Origin of the sequence: Pseudomonas sp. PvP027, from assembly GCF_017833005.1 — a bacterium.
Lineage (GTDB): Bacteria > Pseudomonadota > Gammaproteobacteria > Pseudomonadales > Pseudomonadaceae > Aquipseudomonas > Aquipseudomonas congelans.
In genome coordinates this window covers 1,234,056-1,247,743 of sequence record NZ_JAFIBK010000001.1, presented here as the reverse complement: position 1 = coordinate 1,247,743, position 13,688 = coordinate 1,234,056, and the positions used below count along the sequence as shown (strand labels likewise).

Genomic DNA, 13,688 nt, shown 5'->3' with positions numbered 1-13,688 from the left:
GGATGCCTGCCAATGTTAAGTAGAACTGCCTCTGATCTTTTCTGGATGTCGCGTTACCTGGAGCGAGCGGAGAACCTCGCCCGAATGCTGGACGTGAGCTATTCGCTGTCGCTGATGCCGCAGGACGGGCGGGGCGACGGGCTGGATGAAATAGCCATGCCGTTGCTGATCACCGGAACGCTGGAAACCTATATCGAGCGTCATGGCGAACTGCATGCCGAACGCATGCTGCATTTCTTTGCTCTGGACGCCACCAACCCGGCCAGTATCTACAGCTGCCTGGGCGCAGCAAGGGTCAGTGCACATGCGGTGCGCGGGCGCATTACCGCGGACATGTGGGAGAACATCAACTCCACCTGGCTGGAGATTCGCGGTATCGCCCAGCAGGGGCTGACCCGCTACGGCATGAGCCGCTTTTGCGAGTGGGTCAAGGAGCGTTCGCACCTGTTCCGTGGCGCCACCTACGGCACCATCATGCGTAACGACGCGTTCCGCTTCATCCGTCTGGGCACTTTCATCGAGCGCGCCGACAACACCATGCGCATGCTCGATGCCCGCTATGAAATGCTTGAATTGCGCGGGCCACAGGCCAATGCTGCGGCAGACAACTCGGCGGCCGGTTATTACCAGTGGAGCGCCTTGCTGCGCGCACTGTCCTCGTTCGAGGCTTACACTGAGGTCTATCGGGATGCGCCAGGCGCGCGTCAGGTTGCCGAGCTGTTGCTGCTGCGTGCCGACATTCCGCGCTCGCTACGCGCGTGTCTGGAAGAGATGGACGTCATTCTGGCCAGCCTGCCCGGCGTCAATGGTCGACCCGCACAGCGCATGGCCGCCGAGATGGACGCGAGATTGCGCTACACCAGCATCGACGAGATTCTGGATGAAGGCCTGCACGAGTGGTTGAACGAATTCATTCCGATGCTGGCCCAACTGGGTGATGCCATTCACACTTCGTACCTGGAGGCTGCATGAGACTTTCGATAAGCCATGAGACCACCTATCACTACGATGACCAAGTGCGTTCGAGTATCCAGTATCTGCGCCTGACGCCTCACGACAGTGAGCGTCAGCAAGTGCTCAGCTGGCAGCTGACGTTGCCACGTCCGGTGCGTGCGCAGATCGACCCCTTTGGCAATATCCTGCATGTCCTGAGCCTGGAAGAGCCGCACGAAGCCATCATCATCGGCGCGCGCGGGCAGGTGGAAATCGACGAAACCCGCGAGGCCGAGCACGAAAGCCAGTCGGCATTGCCGTTTTTGCGCGTGACGCGACTGACCGAGCCTGACGAAGCGATTCGCAGTTTTGCGGCCATGGAGTGCCGCAAGCGGGCTGACCGCACGGGGTTGATCGACCTGATGCAGGCGCTCAATCAGCACATGACCTACACCCAGGGCGCGACCGAAGTGGACACCAGTGCCGCGCAGGCCTTCGCCGGACGCTCGGGCGTGTGTCAGGACCATACCCACGCGTTTCTCGCCTGTGCCCGCAGCCTTGGTGTGCCGGCTCGTTATGTCTCCGGTTATCTGTGCAGCGAAGACAGCGAACACCTGTCCAGTCACGCCTGGGCCGAGGCCTGGATAGACGACGCCTGGTACAGTTTTGATGTGACCAATCAGTTGGCCATCCCCGAGCGTCATTTGAAACTGGCGGTAGGGCTGGACTATCTGGACGCCTGCCCGGTGCGCGGCATGCGCCGCGGCGGCGGATCCGAGCAGATGCATGCCAAGGTTGTGGTATCGCCCATGACCGGCACGCCGAAAGTGAAAACCCGCGTGCAGGTCCAGACGCAGCATCAGTAAACCGTAACGGGCTGCGCATCATGAAATGGCCGGGCTCAACTGCCCGGCCATTGCTTATTCGGCGGGGTCGTCGGTGATGTCGTAGAGTGCGTTGTGCAGCTCTTCATAGTTGCCGCCATTGATGACGCTGAAGTAGCCCGCAGCCCTGAGCTGGTCCTGAGCCTTGTCGGCCTTGCTGTCCGTGCTGCTGAAAATCACGAACACCGCATTGCGGTCGTTGAGCACCTGTTTCATCTGATTGACCAGCCGTCGGTCATCGACGCGCACGGCGTTCAGTACCGTGCCTGCGTCATAGTCGGTCTGACTACGCACATCCATCGCCAGCTTGCCTTCCTTCAGCGCTGCCACGGCCGCAGCCTGATCGACCATCCCCGCGTGTGCTGCGAAACTGCTGACAAGTGCACAAACAGCAATCCATTGGCGCATACATTCAACCTCCCTCAGTGCGAAAGGAAAGAGTGGCACAGTTGAACGTTGATCGAAAGCGCGTGGATCAGCCAAACAATCGATTCAGGTTAGGCACGATCAATAACAGCGCAGTGGTGAAGAGGATCAATCCCGCCTGACGTACTTTGGAGTGTTTGTACTTGAACATGGCTGACCGCCTTTTGTTGTTATTCCTGAGCGACAGAAGCAGGCCCGATCTGCAAAACAGATAATCGACTGCTGGCAAGGTTGCGCATTGAACAGGTGGGTCCGGTCATTCGACCGCTGGCCCGAGCGCTGAAAGGATTTTGCGCGTCTCCTGTTACAGATATAACCATAGAGCCGAGGTGCCGTTCAGCTTAGAACTGTTGGGGATCTAATTGTGTTTATCTAGAAGCGAACGTTATTACCGGGTGCGGCGCTGAATGCACAGGCCTTTTCTAGACGCTTCGTCAGTGGCCGTCAGCTTTGCACCGCTCGTCCGGGACAGAATTTTCCTACATGGAATAAACGTCTGAAACGGGCCGGGGTGCAGCTTGATTTGCCGAGGTCTTCAAGGCAGGCTCTGCCGGTGCGCTATTGCCTCATTACTGCTTCAGGGTCCCTTTTATGTCTTTACGCATCTGTATTCTGGAAACCGACAATCTGCGGCCTGAACTGGTCGAGCAATATCATGGGTATGGGCGCATGTTCGAATTACTCTTCGCTCGTCAGCCCCTCGCCGCAGAACTTACGGTCTACAACGTGGTGCAAGGGGACTACCCACCTGCAGACGAGCAGTTCGATGCTTACCTGGTGACTGGCAGCAAGGCCGACTCATTCGGCACCGACCCGTGGATTCAGACCCTGAAGGTCTATCTGCTGGAGCTGTATCAGCGCGGCGAAAAACTGCTGGGTATCTGCTTCGGTCACCAGTTACTGGCCTTGCTGCTGGGCGGCAGGACCGAGCGTGCGGTGCAGGGGTGGGGCGTCGGCATTCACCATTATCAACTGGCCCCCGCCAGGCCGTGGATGACGCCGGCGATGGACACGCTCACGCTGCTGATCAGCCATCAGGATCAGGTGACTGCGCTGCCCGAAAACGCGACGGTGCTTGCGTCCAGCGAGTTCTGCCCGTTTGCCGCCTACCATATCAATGATCAGGTGCTGTGTTTCCAGGGGCATCCCGAGTTCATCCATGACTTTTCCCGCACCTTGCTCGACCTTCGTCAGGAAGCGCTGGGCGAGCAGATTTACAAGCAGGGTGTCGCGAGCCTGAACCACGACCATCATGGCGCGACGGTGGCGGAGTGGATGATGCGCTTTGTGGCGCACAAACCGGATAACCAGTCCGTCTGACCTGGCGCATGGCTCATCGTCATGCGCTCGCCGGACTGTTTGAATGGAAATGGGCTGACGGGGTTATAGCCAGCCGGAGCGTTTGAAGCTGGCGAACAGCGCCGTACACCCGCCCAGAATGACACCCAGTACGATGAAGTAGCCGTGTTCCCACTTGAGTTCGGGCATGTTCTCGAAATTCATGCCGTAGATGCCGGCAATGGCTGTCGGGAACGCCAGAATCGCTGCCCATCCGGCAAACTTGCGTTGCACGATGCTTTGCCGTGAAGACTCCAGCAGCAGGCCGATTTCGATGGTCTGGCTGGCGATGTCACACAGGTTGCCCAAGTCTTCCATCTGGCGCTTGACGTGAATTTCGACATCGCGAAAGTAGGGGCGCATGTTCTTGTCGATGAACGGAAAACTGAGTCTCTGCAACTCTTCGCCCACTTCCACCATTGGTGCCACGTAGCGGCGCATGCGTAACAGGTCGCGGCGCAGGGCGTGAATGTGCTGGATATCGGACTCGCGCAACGAACCACCGATGACACTCTGCTCCAGTTGCTCGAGCTCGGCGTGAATGGCTTCGGTCACCGGCTGATAGTTCTCGGTCACGAAGTCCAGAAGCGCGTAGAGCACGAAGTCTTCGCCGTGCTCCAGCAGCAGTGGTCTGGCCTCGCAGCGCTGACGCACCAGTCCGTAGGACTTGGAGTGACCGTTGCGCGAGGTGATGATATAGCCCTTGCCGGCGAAGATATGGGTTTCGATGAACAGCAGCTTGCCGTTGTCGCGCACGGGGGCGTACGTCACGATGAACAGCGCATCGCCAAAGGTTTCCAGCTTCGGACGGCTATGAACTTCCAGCGCGTCTTCAAGGGCCAGCTCATGCAGGTTGAACTGCTCCTTGAGGCTGGTCAGCTCCGCGTTGGTGGGCTGCTCCAGTCCTATCCAGACGAAATGATCGGGCTTGGCTGCCCAGGCAGCGCCCTCATCGAGGGTGATATCACGGACTTTTTTGCCCTTGCTGTACACCGCTGCTGCAACAACTCGGCCCATGGCGCTATCGCTTCTTCAATTTGTCAGTGGCGCAAAAAACATGCGCGGTCGCTGATCAGATTGATCAAACGCGTATGAGTTCGCCGATAAACGAAAGCCCGTTGATACGGACTTTGGTTGAGGATCAGAGCATGTGCTGCCGATCCTGTTCGATCGCTGCCTCCAGCGTGTCGAGCAAAGCCTTTCTGACCTTGAGTTTGGTCTTCTTGTGCGCGCTCATATTGATCTTCTTCAACTGCCCGGCGACGGCCAGTGCGGTGCTCTGCAGCTCCTCGATGCTGACCACCCGGTCGAGGAAACCGGCGGCCATCGCTGCTTCAGGGTCGAACATCTCGGCGTTGATCACCGAGCGATTGAAAGCCGATTTGCGCAGGCGGTCGCGCGCCAGTTCGATACCGGCATGATGCATGGTCATGCCGATCTGTACTTCGTTCAGGCCGATACTGAACGGCCCGGCGACACCGATTCGATAATCGGCGGACAGCAGCAGAAAGGCGCCTTTGGCAACGGCGTGGCCGGGGCAGGCGACGATGATCGGGAAGGGGTGCGACAGCATGCGCCGTGCCAGCGTCGAGCCTTGTGCGACCAGCTCGATCGCGGCCTCGGCGCTGGAGGTCATGACCTTGAGGTCGTAGCCGCCCGACAGAATGCCCGGCTGGCCGGTGAGAATAACGATTGCCCGGTCCTTTTCGGCCTGGTCCAGTGCGGCGTTGAACGCAACGATCACGTCCGGGGAAATGGCATTGACCTTGCCGTTGTTCAGGGTCAGCGTGGCGACGCCGTCGTCCAGATGGTACGAGACCAGATCACTCATGACGTGATTCCTTTATTGAAGTGAGCAAACGTTACTCATCCATAAGGAACAGGTAAAGCGCTGACTGCCGGGTCACTGAATGGCGTACCGATCAATGGCTGATTTATCGCCGGGCGGCGGTTGATGTCATGGCTGGATATCGTTGAACCCGCAATATTCTTCCCAGTCCATCCCCAGCGCTTCGGCGACCTGGCGGTGTGCTTCAAGGCGCATGCTCTGCAACTGTTCGGGCGACTCGGCAATCAGTTCCAGTGCCAGCTCCCAGGTCTCGATACCCTGGCTCTCGGCCTCGTCTTCGAATGCCCATTGCACTTGCTGCTGTTGCTCCTTGGGGCTCAATGCGCTGATTTCATCCTTCAGGGTCGGATGGGTCGCGAGGTATTTCGCCAGCGCGGCCTCGTTCCACTCAAGTGTATTCATGTGGTTTTGCCTCAAACGTTTCGATAGCCAGGCTGTCTCTTTGAATAGTCTGGCAAGACAGCGTGATTGTGAGGGAGGTGGCCTTTGGTGTCAGCACTTGCAAGCGGTTGTCCGCACGAATTTATCGACCATTTGAAGAGGAACCTGTCGTTATGATCAAAGTCAGCGTGCTGTATGCGTATGAAGAGGGTGCCCGTTTCGACCACGATTACTATCGTGACAGACACATGCCGCTGGTGCAGGAACTGATGGGCAAGTACTGCAAGGGCTACAGCGTGGACCGAGGCATAGGTGGAGCAACCCCAGGCTCCGACCCCGCATATATAGGCATGTGCCACATTTACTGTGATTCCATTGAAGACTTTGAAGCTGGCATGGGGCCGCATTCAAAGCAGATCAATGCCGATATCGTCAACTACACTGACCTGATCCCCGAAATTCAGATCAGTGAAGTGCGCGCCGACGTGAAAACCGCTCTGTAAGTCATCGAGCGATATCCCGAAACGCCGCCTGTTTTTTCGAGGACATTCCACCCGACGGATCGAAACACTGACTGTCGTAACGCGGGCTTTGGCACTGCGAGGGGATGTTCGGGGGAGGCGGGCGGTTTCTCTGGAAGGCCTTGTAGCGCTCGGTCTCGATCACCTGCACTCGAGTGCGACCGCCGACCTTCAGGTATTCGGTAGCCTTGAGGTTGGTCTGGTGAACGTAGTCCAGCGGCTCGTCTTCACGCCGTATGTAGGACGGACCCTGACGTTGCAGTGCGCTTTGCGCACTTTCATCACACGGGATCGATGCATAACTCACCTTGCCTTGCGGTGATGTGCATTTGAAGATCTCGCCGTGTGCTGCGCCGCTGCCCAGCAAAGCGAACACCGACAGCGTTATTGAAAGCCTTTTCATTATGTATCCCTGCAGGACGCGAGCATGGCGCAAGGCTACCACTTGCTCTTTACCGCTGCCATATCCCTCTGCCAGGCCCGTTCGTCAGACACATCGCACGGCTGTGGCCAAAGGCTCTCTGAATATCAGGTCCTGAATTCAAAAAACGGAGGCGCATATGACCGGCACCCAGCCAGGTAGCAGCAACGAAAACAAGAATGATCCGGGCTTCGACGAGAAATCGCCGAACACCAAAGACCCGCAGATCGACCCTACCGAGCCGGCGAAGACTCCGGCCACCGAGAAAGGCAGTAAGGATGATTACCCGCCTTACACGCCGGACAAGTAACTGACAGGTTGCCCTCGTTGATTAACGGGGGCGATTTATATCCGAACCTCGCTTTATCCCCTCGTACTACTTATTGGCATCGAGGTATTCCAGCAGATCTTCCATTCGCTCATCGTTGCCCATCCACCACAGCTTCATGCGGGTGCCGGGGACAACTTCGCTCGGGTCTTTGATATAAGTGCGCAACTCTTCACGCGTCCAGACCAGCCCGGAGTTCTTCATCGCATCGGTGTACACGTAGCCTTCCTGTTGTCCCGCCTGACGACCAATGATGCCGTTGAGGGGCGGGCCAAATGCGCTGCGTGCAGAGGGTCCGATCTTGTGGCAGCCGGAGCAGAGGCGGGTGAACACGGCTTTCCCGGCCTCCGCATCACCCGCGCCCTGAGCAATGGGGGGCAGGGCCAGTGCCAGCAGGAGTAATGCGGTTTTTTTTAATCGATAATCCACAGCGCGTTTGGCCTTCCGCTTAAAAGTGGCAAATTTTAACGCAATTATCGGCGGTTCACTTGCTGGTCGGTATCTGGCTCGACAGTTCGTCGAAGTCACGCTTGTAACTCGCCATCTCGGCTGCACTGACGAAGCTCTGTTCAAGCACCAGCTTCTTCGCTCCGGCTTCGATGGTGTCCAGTTGATGAAGGAAGCGCTTCTTCTTTCTGGCCTCCATCCGCGTGCCTGCCTCATCGATAGCCGTGCGTAGCTCTGTTGCTCGCTGGTTCACAAAATCCTGGCCTCGACGGTCAACCGTGAGCCCGTCATTTTCGAGATAGCCTTCCAGCCCGGTTTTTTTCAAGACCAGCCACAACGCCTGATCCGGGGTGAACGTGCCCTTGAACTTCTTGACCTTTCTGCTGCTATCCGCGCCCAGGTCGACCTTCACCGGGCAGCCGGATCGATGGGCCAGTTGCTGCAAGGCCTCGTCCAGACGCTGCGAAGGCATGTCGTACGCCACTGGCGTCATCTGACACGCAGCGAACACGGGAGCCGCCGCCAGACACGCCACGGCGAGGAGCAGTTTTTTCAGGGTGTTTTTCATGATTGACGGGTTTCATCCGGGAGGTAGGGCTTGGAAATCGGTTTCTGCATGATGTTCCCTGTCTGCCCGACGCTTGCTTGAGCAGTCGTGTCCCTGATGTCTCTTGACCCATGCCAGACGCTGCATGCTCAAATCGCAGACAAAGAAAAGCCCGCGATGGGGGGTAGCGGGCTTAAGGTCTTGCTGGGAATTGAGTTAACAATAAACCCGCGAACGTGAAAAAAGCGTGAACTGCCGGATACAATTTACAAACAATTCAAATCACGGCTCGCCGTCCCAGTAATCGAGGTTTTCCGTGGTCCGCTGGTTGGCTGTGAACACTCGGGTTCCTTGAACTGAAACCATGGCCTGGTACTTGCCCGAGTCCGGGTACTCGCACACTTCGGGTGTTTCCCGGGTGCTGATCGACAGGTATTTCAGCGGCGCCTGTGAGGTATTGATTATCTGGTGTGGGTAGTCGGCGCCAGCGGGGATAAACACGATGTCCCCCGTCCTGATCGGCAGCATCTCTCCCGCAACACGCAAACTGCCTTCGCCCTCGATGATCACGAACATCTCTTCCTGCGCATGATGGAAATGATAAGGGCAGGAGCGCTTGCCCGGCGCCACGACGTCAATCGATGCCCCCAGCTTTTGCGCCGCCGTGCCTGTGCCCAGGCGGGCCGCAGAGCTTTCATACAGCGGTTCACGAACTTCATGTGCGAGGGGAGCCTCGTTGAAATTGCGAATCAGACGAGACGCCAGTTCACGTGCGCGTTCATTCATATCGTTCGACGCTCGGGGAGTTCAGGAGAGGGTACTTTAGACCAGAGAGCGTAAGGTGTTGCAGGCAGTTGCCTTGATCAGGCAAAACAGTCCCAGGCAGTCGCCACAAAAAGCCCCGGCCCCGCGTGCATTCGTTGCGCTGCTCGGAAACCTATTCGCCTGAAACTCGTCTACACTTTACATCACGCTTCGGCCCCTTCCAGAGGACGCACCATGTTTTCAAAACCCGATATTCAGCGAGTTCTTGAAACAGCTTTTCTGCCTTCAAAGTGCGAGTGCGTCGTAGCGCCAAATGAAACCTTCTCGGTGAAGCTTCTCCACCCCGAGTCAGGTGATATCCAGCTCTACGTAACGGGGCTGTCCCTGTCCGAGGTAGAGAGCAGCAGATCCATCGCACGGCTGGTGCTCTCCCTGAGAGAACAGCGAGACCTGATGGGGCAGATGAACTTGTCCATGAGGCGGATGGCGTAGGGACCGGGCTTGTATTTTGATTGCGGTTATTTGATTGCACTCACGAAGCTCTATCGTTTCTAGTCTTATCGTGGGCATTCGCCCATTCGGCGTCTCACAGCTGCTTTTGATACGTCAGAGAACGCAAAGCCCCTGAATTCCTTTCAGAATTCAGGGGCTTTGCGTTTTATCGATATGGCGGTGAAGGAGGGGGGCTCAAGTAATCGTCAATGGCGTGGTGCGATCCCGGAGCTTCTACCCTTGCTAGTTCATCACCAAGACAATGACTCGATGCTTTCCCGAGAAACGGGCCTTGAGTCGGGCCTGAGGTTGCTTCCCTCTCGTAATGTCGACTGATTGCGTCTGGTCGCAGGCGTCTCCGCTTGGGTTTGAATCTGCCGGTGGCGACTGACCGCTATCGGCCAAGAGCTGCCTGTCGTCACAGGCAGCTATCGGTCCTGGCTGTGTAAAAACGTAGACTCCGTTTTAAAGTCCTCGCTTCTACGTTGAATCTGCAAGCGTTTCGGTTAGTCAGCAGATCAAGATATTGGGTAGGCGAGTGATTTTTGCGCCGATTTTGATTACTACATCCGAACGAAAGTGTTTTTACACAGCCCCGGCCCAAAGCAGACCCGTTTGGCAGTGCGCGCAAAAAGCGAAATTGTGGGGAGTTCGCGATCGCTGGCAACGTCCCCGTCATCTCAGGTGACTCGGCGATTGCGTCTATTGTGCCAATAAGAGCGTATATAAGCTGGGGGCTGTTGTGATTCGAATTGCATGCTCCATGCAAGGTATGTGGTGATGCGATCCTCTATTTTGTCTCGCAGATTGTCGTCATCGATAACCTCGCGTAGATCAAGCCCCTCCATGCCAAGAGCCGTGATGGCCAGAACCAGCAAACGGTCATCTGAGCCCACACGCTCAACGTAAGTCAGAAGCGGCCTAGACCCGTCCTCCCCTTCGAGTCTTTGGATGCGGGGATAGCACCTAAACAGGTCTTCAGTTACAGCGGCCCAAGTGTCAAAAGGGTCGGAGCAGACATGGGCGTGAAATGCAGCTTCGAAGACAGTCGACCATAACTTCGCCATCTGCGCCGCGAGGGCTGGTTGGGCGTCCGGACTTGTGCCAACTCGAATCATGGCGATGCCCACACCCGCGAGGAACAAGCTCGGCACACCCAGGTTCCTGACGGCCTGATCGAGCCGATCACGCCTGAGCATCGAGGCGAAACGATCAAATGCGACTCGCCATCTGTCGGTAATAGACTCATTTTCACTCAGGTAGAGATTGGCCACCAACGCATGCTGCCAACCGAATTTGTACTGAGTTGAGGAGCCGAACTGAATTCGAGCTGCAACCAGAAGACTCTCGAACGACTCACGTAAGTCCGCTGTGACGGGCGCCTTACTCTGGAGTAACAGCGCAATGAAAAAGTTAAAGTACGCGCGTTTGCCATCCTCGTCGGACAAAGTGATGTCTTTGAGATCCTGCAGCCCGATTTTCAGCTTTTGCATGGGTGGCAGAATTAGCGTTGTTGCCGGAAAAGCATTACTCGTCAGTTGAATGATGCATTCATCGATGAGAGTGTCCACAAATTGAGAGGCCCAGGTTCGGTGAAGTGGCGTAAGCAGGTGTATAAGCCAGTTCACGCAGAGGTAGCGACCATCGGTGCGCGTGAGCAGTACCAATACAATCGAACGCACCTTCGCTCTCGTTTCGTCCAGATCTGCGAAAGGCTCTGCTGTTCCGGGCGGGTCGCCCAGACCCTGCAGATGCTGGAAGGCAACCTTGAGCAGTAGTGGAGCCATCATGTTTCGATTCCAGTTGCCCTTGTCATCCAAGACGGTCGGGGCACTTTCCATCAATACAAGCAGGTGATCGAAATCGTAGCGAATGTCATATGTATAGAGCATGTCCGCCGCAATCGTCGGAAACGTGAGCTTTTCGGCCATTTGTAGGTAGCGTTTTGGATCGGCATGGCGGGCGGGCATCAAAAGCGAAAGCACCTCCGGGCCCAAATAGCTCATTACCCAAGCATGCATATGCCAAAGCTCGTGCATGTCCGTTTCTTGCTGCCAGCCTTTCAGCATGTCCATACGATGTTTGTGACGGAAGTGGCCCGGATCCTCATGGAGCCGATTCTCATAGGCGATTAGTGACTCAAAGGCGCCCCACAGTTGATGATCCGAAGACGCAAGGGAAGTTTTAGTCGCGTCGGTGAGACCGATGACGAGCAGATAGTTGTGTCTGGCCAGCAATGCAACCGGCACGATATCGATAGCGAATCGAGCGCGTTCAAGCAGTGCATCTCCCAGAGCAAGGCCGACGATTAGGGCTTCACCCCCCTCTGCGTCGTTGTGCATCAGGTCGTGCAATAGGGCGTGAATAGCATGTTTCGACTGTTCAGGCAGGTCTAGATCATCTAGTGCGTGCCCGTACAGCAGGCTGACCTCCCGGAGCTTTTCAGGAATATCCTCAGTGTCACCATCGAGACTGGCGAGAAGCCGGCCCAGCAGTTCGGCGATGACTGCTCGTGCGCGGGGAACCCAGAGCTGTTCGCAGAGAGAGCGTGCCAATTCATCCTCCTGAACACACCGTTTGACGTAGTAATCCGTTTCAGCGAAGCGTGGATCGATCATGGCGTTTTCTCCAGATCGACGCTCATCTCATTTATTTTGTTATCAATCTCCAAAACAGGCGGTTGCAATGTCGAGAGCGGGCGGGGCCTGCCAAACGCTCCACCTTTGAGCTTACGGGCCCAGCGGAGCAGTTTGATGAACCTTGAGCATGGCGCAGACTCTCGTGTCTCTAGGCGGTGTTTTACCCAGTCCGCAAGGGTTTTGGTCCGATCCGGGTCATGCAGGACCTGGCTGATCTTGTCGATCACCGGCTCAGGCGCCGGGAGCTTGATCATCATTCCAGCGCGTTCACCAAGCGAGTTGAGTGAGTTACCGGTGAACCAAACATCGTCGTCGATCACCAGAAACCTGTCATGCACCGTTGGCATGGCACCGGTCATCACTCGTACCTGAATATGCTTCATGCCACTGTGGGACGTGTTTAGCAGCATGACCTCACCAGCTTCCTTTTCCTTGTCGTTGACATCGGGTTTGGTGAGTGCGGTACTCGCGCCGGTGAGAATCGTCACTTCGGTGCTCAGATAGGCCGTAGCAGCGGCGAAACTGAAAAGCTCGGCCGTCGCAAAGTATGGATCGATAATCCATACACGGTGTTTGGCCGCGCCGATGAGCTGCCGAACGAAGGCTGTCGCTTCTTCCTGGTTGCGATGCAGCCACTTCTGCCCGAGGCCCTCGGCGGCCAGTGTCCGCTGACGGTCATATTGCCCCTGACGCAGTCTCGTCGGAATGCTGTTAGCGCGACGAGGCTTGCCTATCACTTGCTCCGAAACCCGCTCGCGGACGTCAACGGTGAACGAAAGTCCGGCCTTGCCGGGGACCTGAATGACTTTTTTGGTACCTGTGACCTCCAGCCCCAAGTGCCCCTCAGTGACATAGCTACGGTCTTTTTTCCACTCCAGCACGCCCCGTACCGGGCAACGGATGAACAGTTCGAATTTCTCGGCTGTACCTGCATGGGGAATTTCGAGGTACGAACCCTCGGCAGTGACTGTCTGGATGGCACTTATCCCCGTAGGTCGATGCTCCACCATCATCGCTTCAAGGCCACTGACCGAGTGATTGCGCCTCGGCGATAGTCGCAGCACAGATTTTTCAGCGCCGCACGCATCAATATGGAGTTTGATCTGCAGGTCCCGCAAGACGGGGTTCGGCAACAGCAAATGTACTGAGCCAAACTGTTCAGGATGACGCAAGAAGTCGATACCCAGCTCACTGCACAGCCATGCTACTGCAGCTGGTGCGGCGTCGCAGAGCTGAGATAGCACGGACGGGCAGTCACGAGGCATAAGGTGGTGCACACGTAGTGCTCCCATCACATCACTCACCGCGACGAAATCTTCAGTGGTCGCCAAGTGTGGCCAAGAGGGCTCGGGAAATAGCTTTTCGTGCAGCGGTCGATGACGCTGCTCATCGCCCTTCAGTAACTGCACCTCACCTTTTAGGCAGTCGTGATACCAAGCTTGCGCCTGCTTGGCCGTCACGATATACCGGCGTCGCACCAATCGGCCTTTGCTCTTCAACATCTTGACCGGATGGCTGGTTGGCTGTTCTTCGGCGGGGGCGTCAAGTTCGGCAGGGAACAGCTGTGCTGCTGCGAATACTAAGTAGCATGCATCGTTGTGAAACAGACACGCCATATCAACCACGGCATGCTCGTAATCGTCTTCGAGAATAGCCGCATTCTGGGCAGTGGTTAACATCTGATCCTTGCCTCCCTGGATGATGGATCCTACGCCCG

General features: G+C 56.7%; 16 protein-coding genes. 6 read left to right on the top strand and 10 right to left on the bottom strand.

Annotated elements, in window-relative coordinates; genetic code table 11:
- Nucleotides 1-12 precede the first annotated feature (12 nt).
- Nucleotides 13-972 (top strand): alpha-E domain-containing protein, encoded by a 960-nt coding sequence (locus JOE33_RS04820; protein ID WP_010427066.1) that lies wholly within the window; start codon nt 13-15, stop codon nt 970-972.
- Entirely contained in the window at nt 969-1,799 is an 831-nt protein-coding gene (locus tag JOE33_RS04815) for a transglutaminase family protein (RefSeq protein WP_003371560.1), read from the top strand. The genes JOE33_RS04820 and JOE33_RS04815 overlap by 4 nt, the downstream gene beginning before the upstream one ends.
- 54 nt (nt 1,800-1,853) lie before the next feature.
- Here JOE33_RS04815 and JOE33_RS04810 read toward each other — a convergent pair whose 3' ends face one another.
- A complete protein-coding gene (locus JOE33_RS04810) occupies nt 1,854-2,225 on the bottom strand; it encodes a rhodanese-like domain-containing protein (RefSeq protein WP_003415870.1) in 372 nt (123 codons plus the stop codon).
- Nucleotides 2,226-2,834: 609 nt separating this feature from the next.
- On the opposite strand from JOE33_RS04810, the gene JOE33_RS04805 reads away from it, so the two are divergent.
- The gene (locus tag JOE33_RS04805; protein WP_187626047.1) at nt 2,835-3,563 is read left to right on the top strand and encodes an amidotransferase; all 729 of its coding nucleotides are present in this window, start codon (nt 2,835-2,837) and stop codon (nt 3,561-3,563) included.
- A gap of 63 nt (nt 3,564-3,626) precedes the next feature.
- On the opposite strand, the gene JOE33_RS04800 is transcribed toward JOE33_RS04805, so the two are convergent.
- From JOE33_RS04800 to JOE33_RS04790, 3 genes are all read right to left on the bottom strand, one after another.
- A complete protein-coding gene (locus tag JOE33_RS04800) occupies nt 3,627-4,598 on the bottom strand; it encodes a magnesium and cobalt transport protein CorA (protein WP_032611400.1) in 972 nt (323 codons plus the stop codon).
- Between the two features lie 124 nt (nt 4,599-4,722).
- Nucleotides 4,723-5,412 carry a crotonase/enoyl-CoA hydratase family protein gene (locus JOE33_RS04795; protein WP_010427065.1) on the bottom strand — a complete coding sequence of 230 codons (690 nt, stop codon included), beginning with the start codon at nt 5,410-5,412 and terminating at the stop codon, nt 4,723-4,725.
- A 126-nt stretch (nt 5,413-5,538) separates the two neighbouring features.
- Complete coding sequence (locus JOE33_RS04790; protein ID WP_003396701.1) at nt 5,539-5,832, bottom strand: DUF6388 family protein; 294 nt, start codon at nt 5,830-5,832, stop codon at nt 5,539-5,541.
- A 152-nt stretch (nt 5,833-5,984) separates the two neighbouring features.
- Here JOE33_RS04790 and JOE33_RS04785 point away from each other — a divergent pair, with 152 nt between their 5' ends.
- Nucleotides 5,985-6,314 carry an EthD family reductase gene (locus tag JOE33_RS04785; protein WP_010427062.1) on the top strand — a complete coding sequence of 110 codons (330 nt, stop codon included), beginning with the start codon at nt 5,985-5,987 and terminating at the stop codon, nt 6,312-6,314.
- 1 nt (nt 6,315) lies between these two features.
- Here the strand turns inward: JOE33_RS04785 and JOE33_RS04780 are convergent, their stop codons facing one another.
- Entirely contained in the window at nt 6,316-6,735 is a 420-nt protein-coding gene (locus JOE33_RS04780) for a DUF4124 domain-containing protein (RefSeq protein WP_187626046.1), read from the bottom strand.
- A gap of 157 nt (nt 6,736-6,892) precedes the next feature.
- Here JOE33_RS04780 and JOE33_RS04775 point away from each other — a divergent pair, with 157 nt between their 5' ends.
- Nucleotides 6,893-7,063 (top strand): DUF6021 family protein, encoded by a 171-nt coding sequence (locus JOE33_RS04775; protein ID WP_032611406.1) that lies wholly within the window; start codon nt 6,893-6,895, stop codon nt 7,061-7,063.
- Nucleotides 7,064-7,129: 66 nt separating this feature from the next.
- On the opposite strand, the gene JOE33_RS04770 is transcribed toward JOE33_RS04775, so the two are convergent.
- The 3 genes from JOE33_RS04770 to JOE33_RS04760 form a co-directional block, all read right to left on the bottom strand.
- Nucleotides 7,130-7,510 (bottom strand): c-type cytochrome, encoded by a 381-nt coding sequence (locus tag JOE33_RS04770; RefSeq protein WP_187626045.1) that lies wholly within the window; start codon nt 7,508-7,510, stop codon nt 7,130-7,132.
- A gap of 55 nt (nt 7,511-7,565) precedes the next feature.
- Nucleotides 7,566-8,096, bottom strand: a complete 531-nt coding sequence (locus JOE33_RS04765) for a hypothetical protein (RefSeq protein ID WP_187626044.1) — start codon at nt 8,094-8,096, stop codon at nt 7,566-7,568.
- A gap of 261 nt (nt 8,097-8,357) precedes the next feature.
- The gene (locus tag JOE33_RS04760) at nt 8,358-8,861 is read right to left on the bottom strand and encodes a cupin domain-containing protein (RefSeq protein WP_096243351.1); all 504 of its coding nucleotides are present in this window, start codon (nt 8,859-8,861) and stop codon (nt 8,358-8,360) included.
- 213 nt (nt 8,862-9,074) lie between these two features.
- Here JOE33_RS04760 and JOE33_RS04755 point away from each other — a divergent pair, with 213 nt between their 5' ends.
- Nucleotides 9,075-9,332 carry a DUF1652 domain-containing protein gene (locus JOE33_RS04755; protein WP_122693713.1) on the top strand — a complete coding sequence of 86 codons (258 nt, stop codon included), beginning with the start codon at nt 9,075-9,077 and terminating at the stop codon, nt 9,330-9,332.
- Nucleotides 9,333-10,012: 680 nt separating this feature from the next.
- On the opposite strand, the gene JOE33_RS04750 is transcribed toward JOE33_RS04755, so the two are convergent.
- Nucleotides 10,013-11,950 (bottom strand): hypothetical protein, encoded by a 1,938-nt coding sequence (locus JOE33_RS04750; RefSeq protein WP_187626043.1) that lies wholly within the window; start codon nt 11,948-11,950, stop codon nt 10,013-10,015.
- On the bottom strand, nt 11,947-13,650 hold the full coding sequence (locus JOE33_RS04745) for a VPA1262 family N-terminal domain-containing protein (RefSeq protein WP_187626042.1): 1,704 nt from the start codon (nt 13,648-13,650) through the stop codon (nt 11,947-11,949). Before JOE33_RS04745 ends, JOE33_RS04750 begins: the two co-directional genes overlap by 4 nt.
- Between the last annotated feature and the right edge of the window lie 38 nt (nt 13,651-13,688).

What these genes read in the sequence shown, in the direction of transcription:
- JOE33_RS04820 (WP_010427066.1), top strand. Translation starts at nt 13, where the DNA reads ATGTTAAGTAGAACTGCCTCTGATCTTTTCTGGATGTCGCGTTACCTG.
- JOE33_RS04815 (WP_003371560.1), top strand. Translation starts at nt 969, where the DNA reads ATGAGACTTTCGATAAGCCATGAGACCACCTATCACTACGATGACCAA.
- JOE33_RS04810 (WP_003415870.1), bottom strand. Translation starts at nt 2,225, where the DNA reads ATGCGCCAATGGATTGCTGTTTGTGCACTTGTCAGCAGTTTCGCAGCA.
- JOE33_RS04805 (WP_187626047.1), top strand. Translation starts at nt 2,835, where the DNA reads ATGTCTTTACGCATCTGTATTCTGGAAACCGACAATCTGCGGCCTGAA.
- JOE33_RS04800 (WP_032611400.1), bottom strand. Translation starts at nt 4,598, where the DNA reads ATGGGCCGAGTTGTTGCAGCAGCGGTGTACAGCAAGGGCAAAAAAGTC.
- JOE33_RS04795 (WP_010427065.1), bottom strand. Translation starts at nt 5,412, where the DNA reads ATGAGTGATCTGGTCTCGTACCATCTGGACGACGGCGTCGCCACGCTG.
- JOE33_RS04790 (WP_003396701.1), bottom strand. Translation starts at nt 5,832, where the DNA reads ATGAATACACTTGAGTGGAACGAGGCCGCGCTGGCGAAATACCTCGCG.
- JOE33_RS04785 (WP_010427062.1), top strand. Translation starts at nt 5,985, where the DNA reads ATGATCAAAGTCAGCGTGCTGTATGCGTATGAAGAGGGTGCCCGTTTC.
- JOE33_RS04780 (WP_187626046.1), bottom strand. Translation starts at nt 6,735, where the DNA reads ATGAAAAGGCTTTCAATAACGCTGTCGGTGTTCGCTTTGCTGGGCAGC.
- JOE33_RS04775 (WP_032611406.1), top strand. Translation starts at nt 6,893, where the DNA reads ATGACCGGCACCCAGCCAGGTAGCAGCAACGAAAACAAGAATGATCCG.
- JOE33_RS04765 (WP_187626044.1), bottom strand. Translation starts at nt 8,096, where the DNA reads ATGAAAAACACCCTGAAAAAACTGCTCCTCGCCGTGGCGTGTCTGGCG.
- JOE33_RS04760 (WP_096243351.1), bottom strand. Translation starts at nt 8,861, where the DNA reads ATGAATGAACGCGCACGTGAACTGGCGTCTCGTCTGATTCGCAATTTC.
- JOE33_RS04755 (WP_122693713.1), top strand. Translation starts at nt 9,075, where the DNA reads ATGTTTTCAAAACCCGATATTCAGCGAGTTCTTGAAACAGCTTTTCTG.
- JOE33_RS04750 (WP_187626043.1), bottom strand. Translation starts at nt 11,950, where the DNA reads ATGATCGATCCACGCTTCGCTGAAACGGATTACTACGTCAAACGGTGT.
- JOE33_RS04745 (WP_187626042.1), bottom strand. Translation starts at nt 13,650, where the DNA reads ATGTTAACCACTGCCCAGAATGCGGCTATTCTCGAAGACGATTACGAG.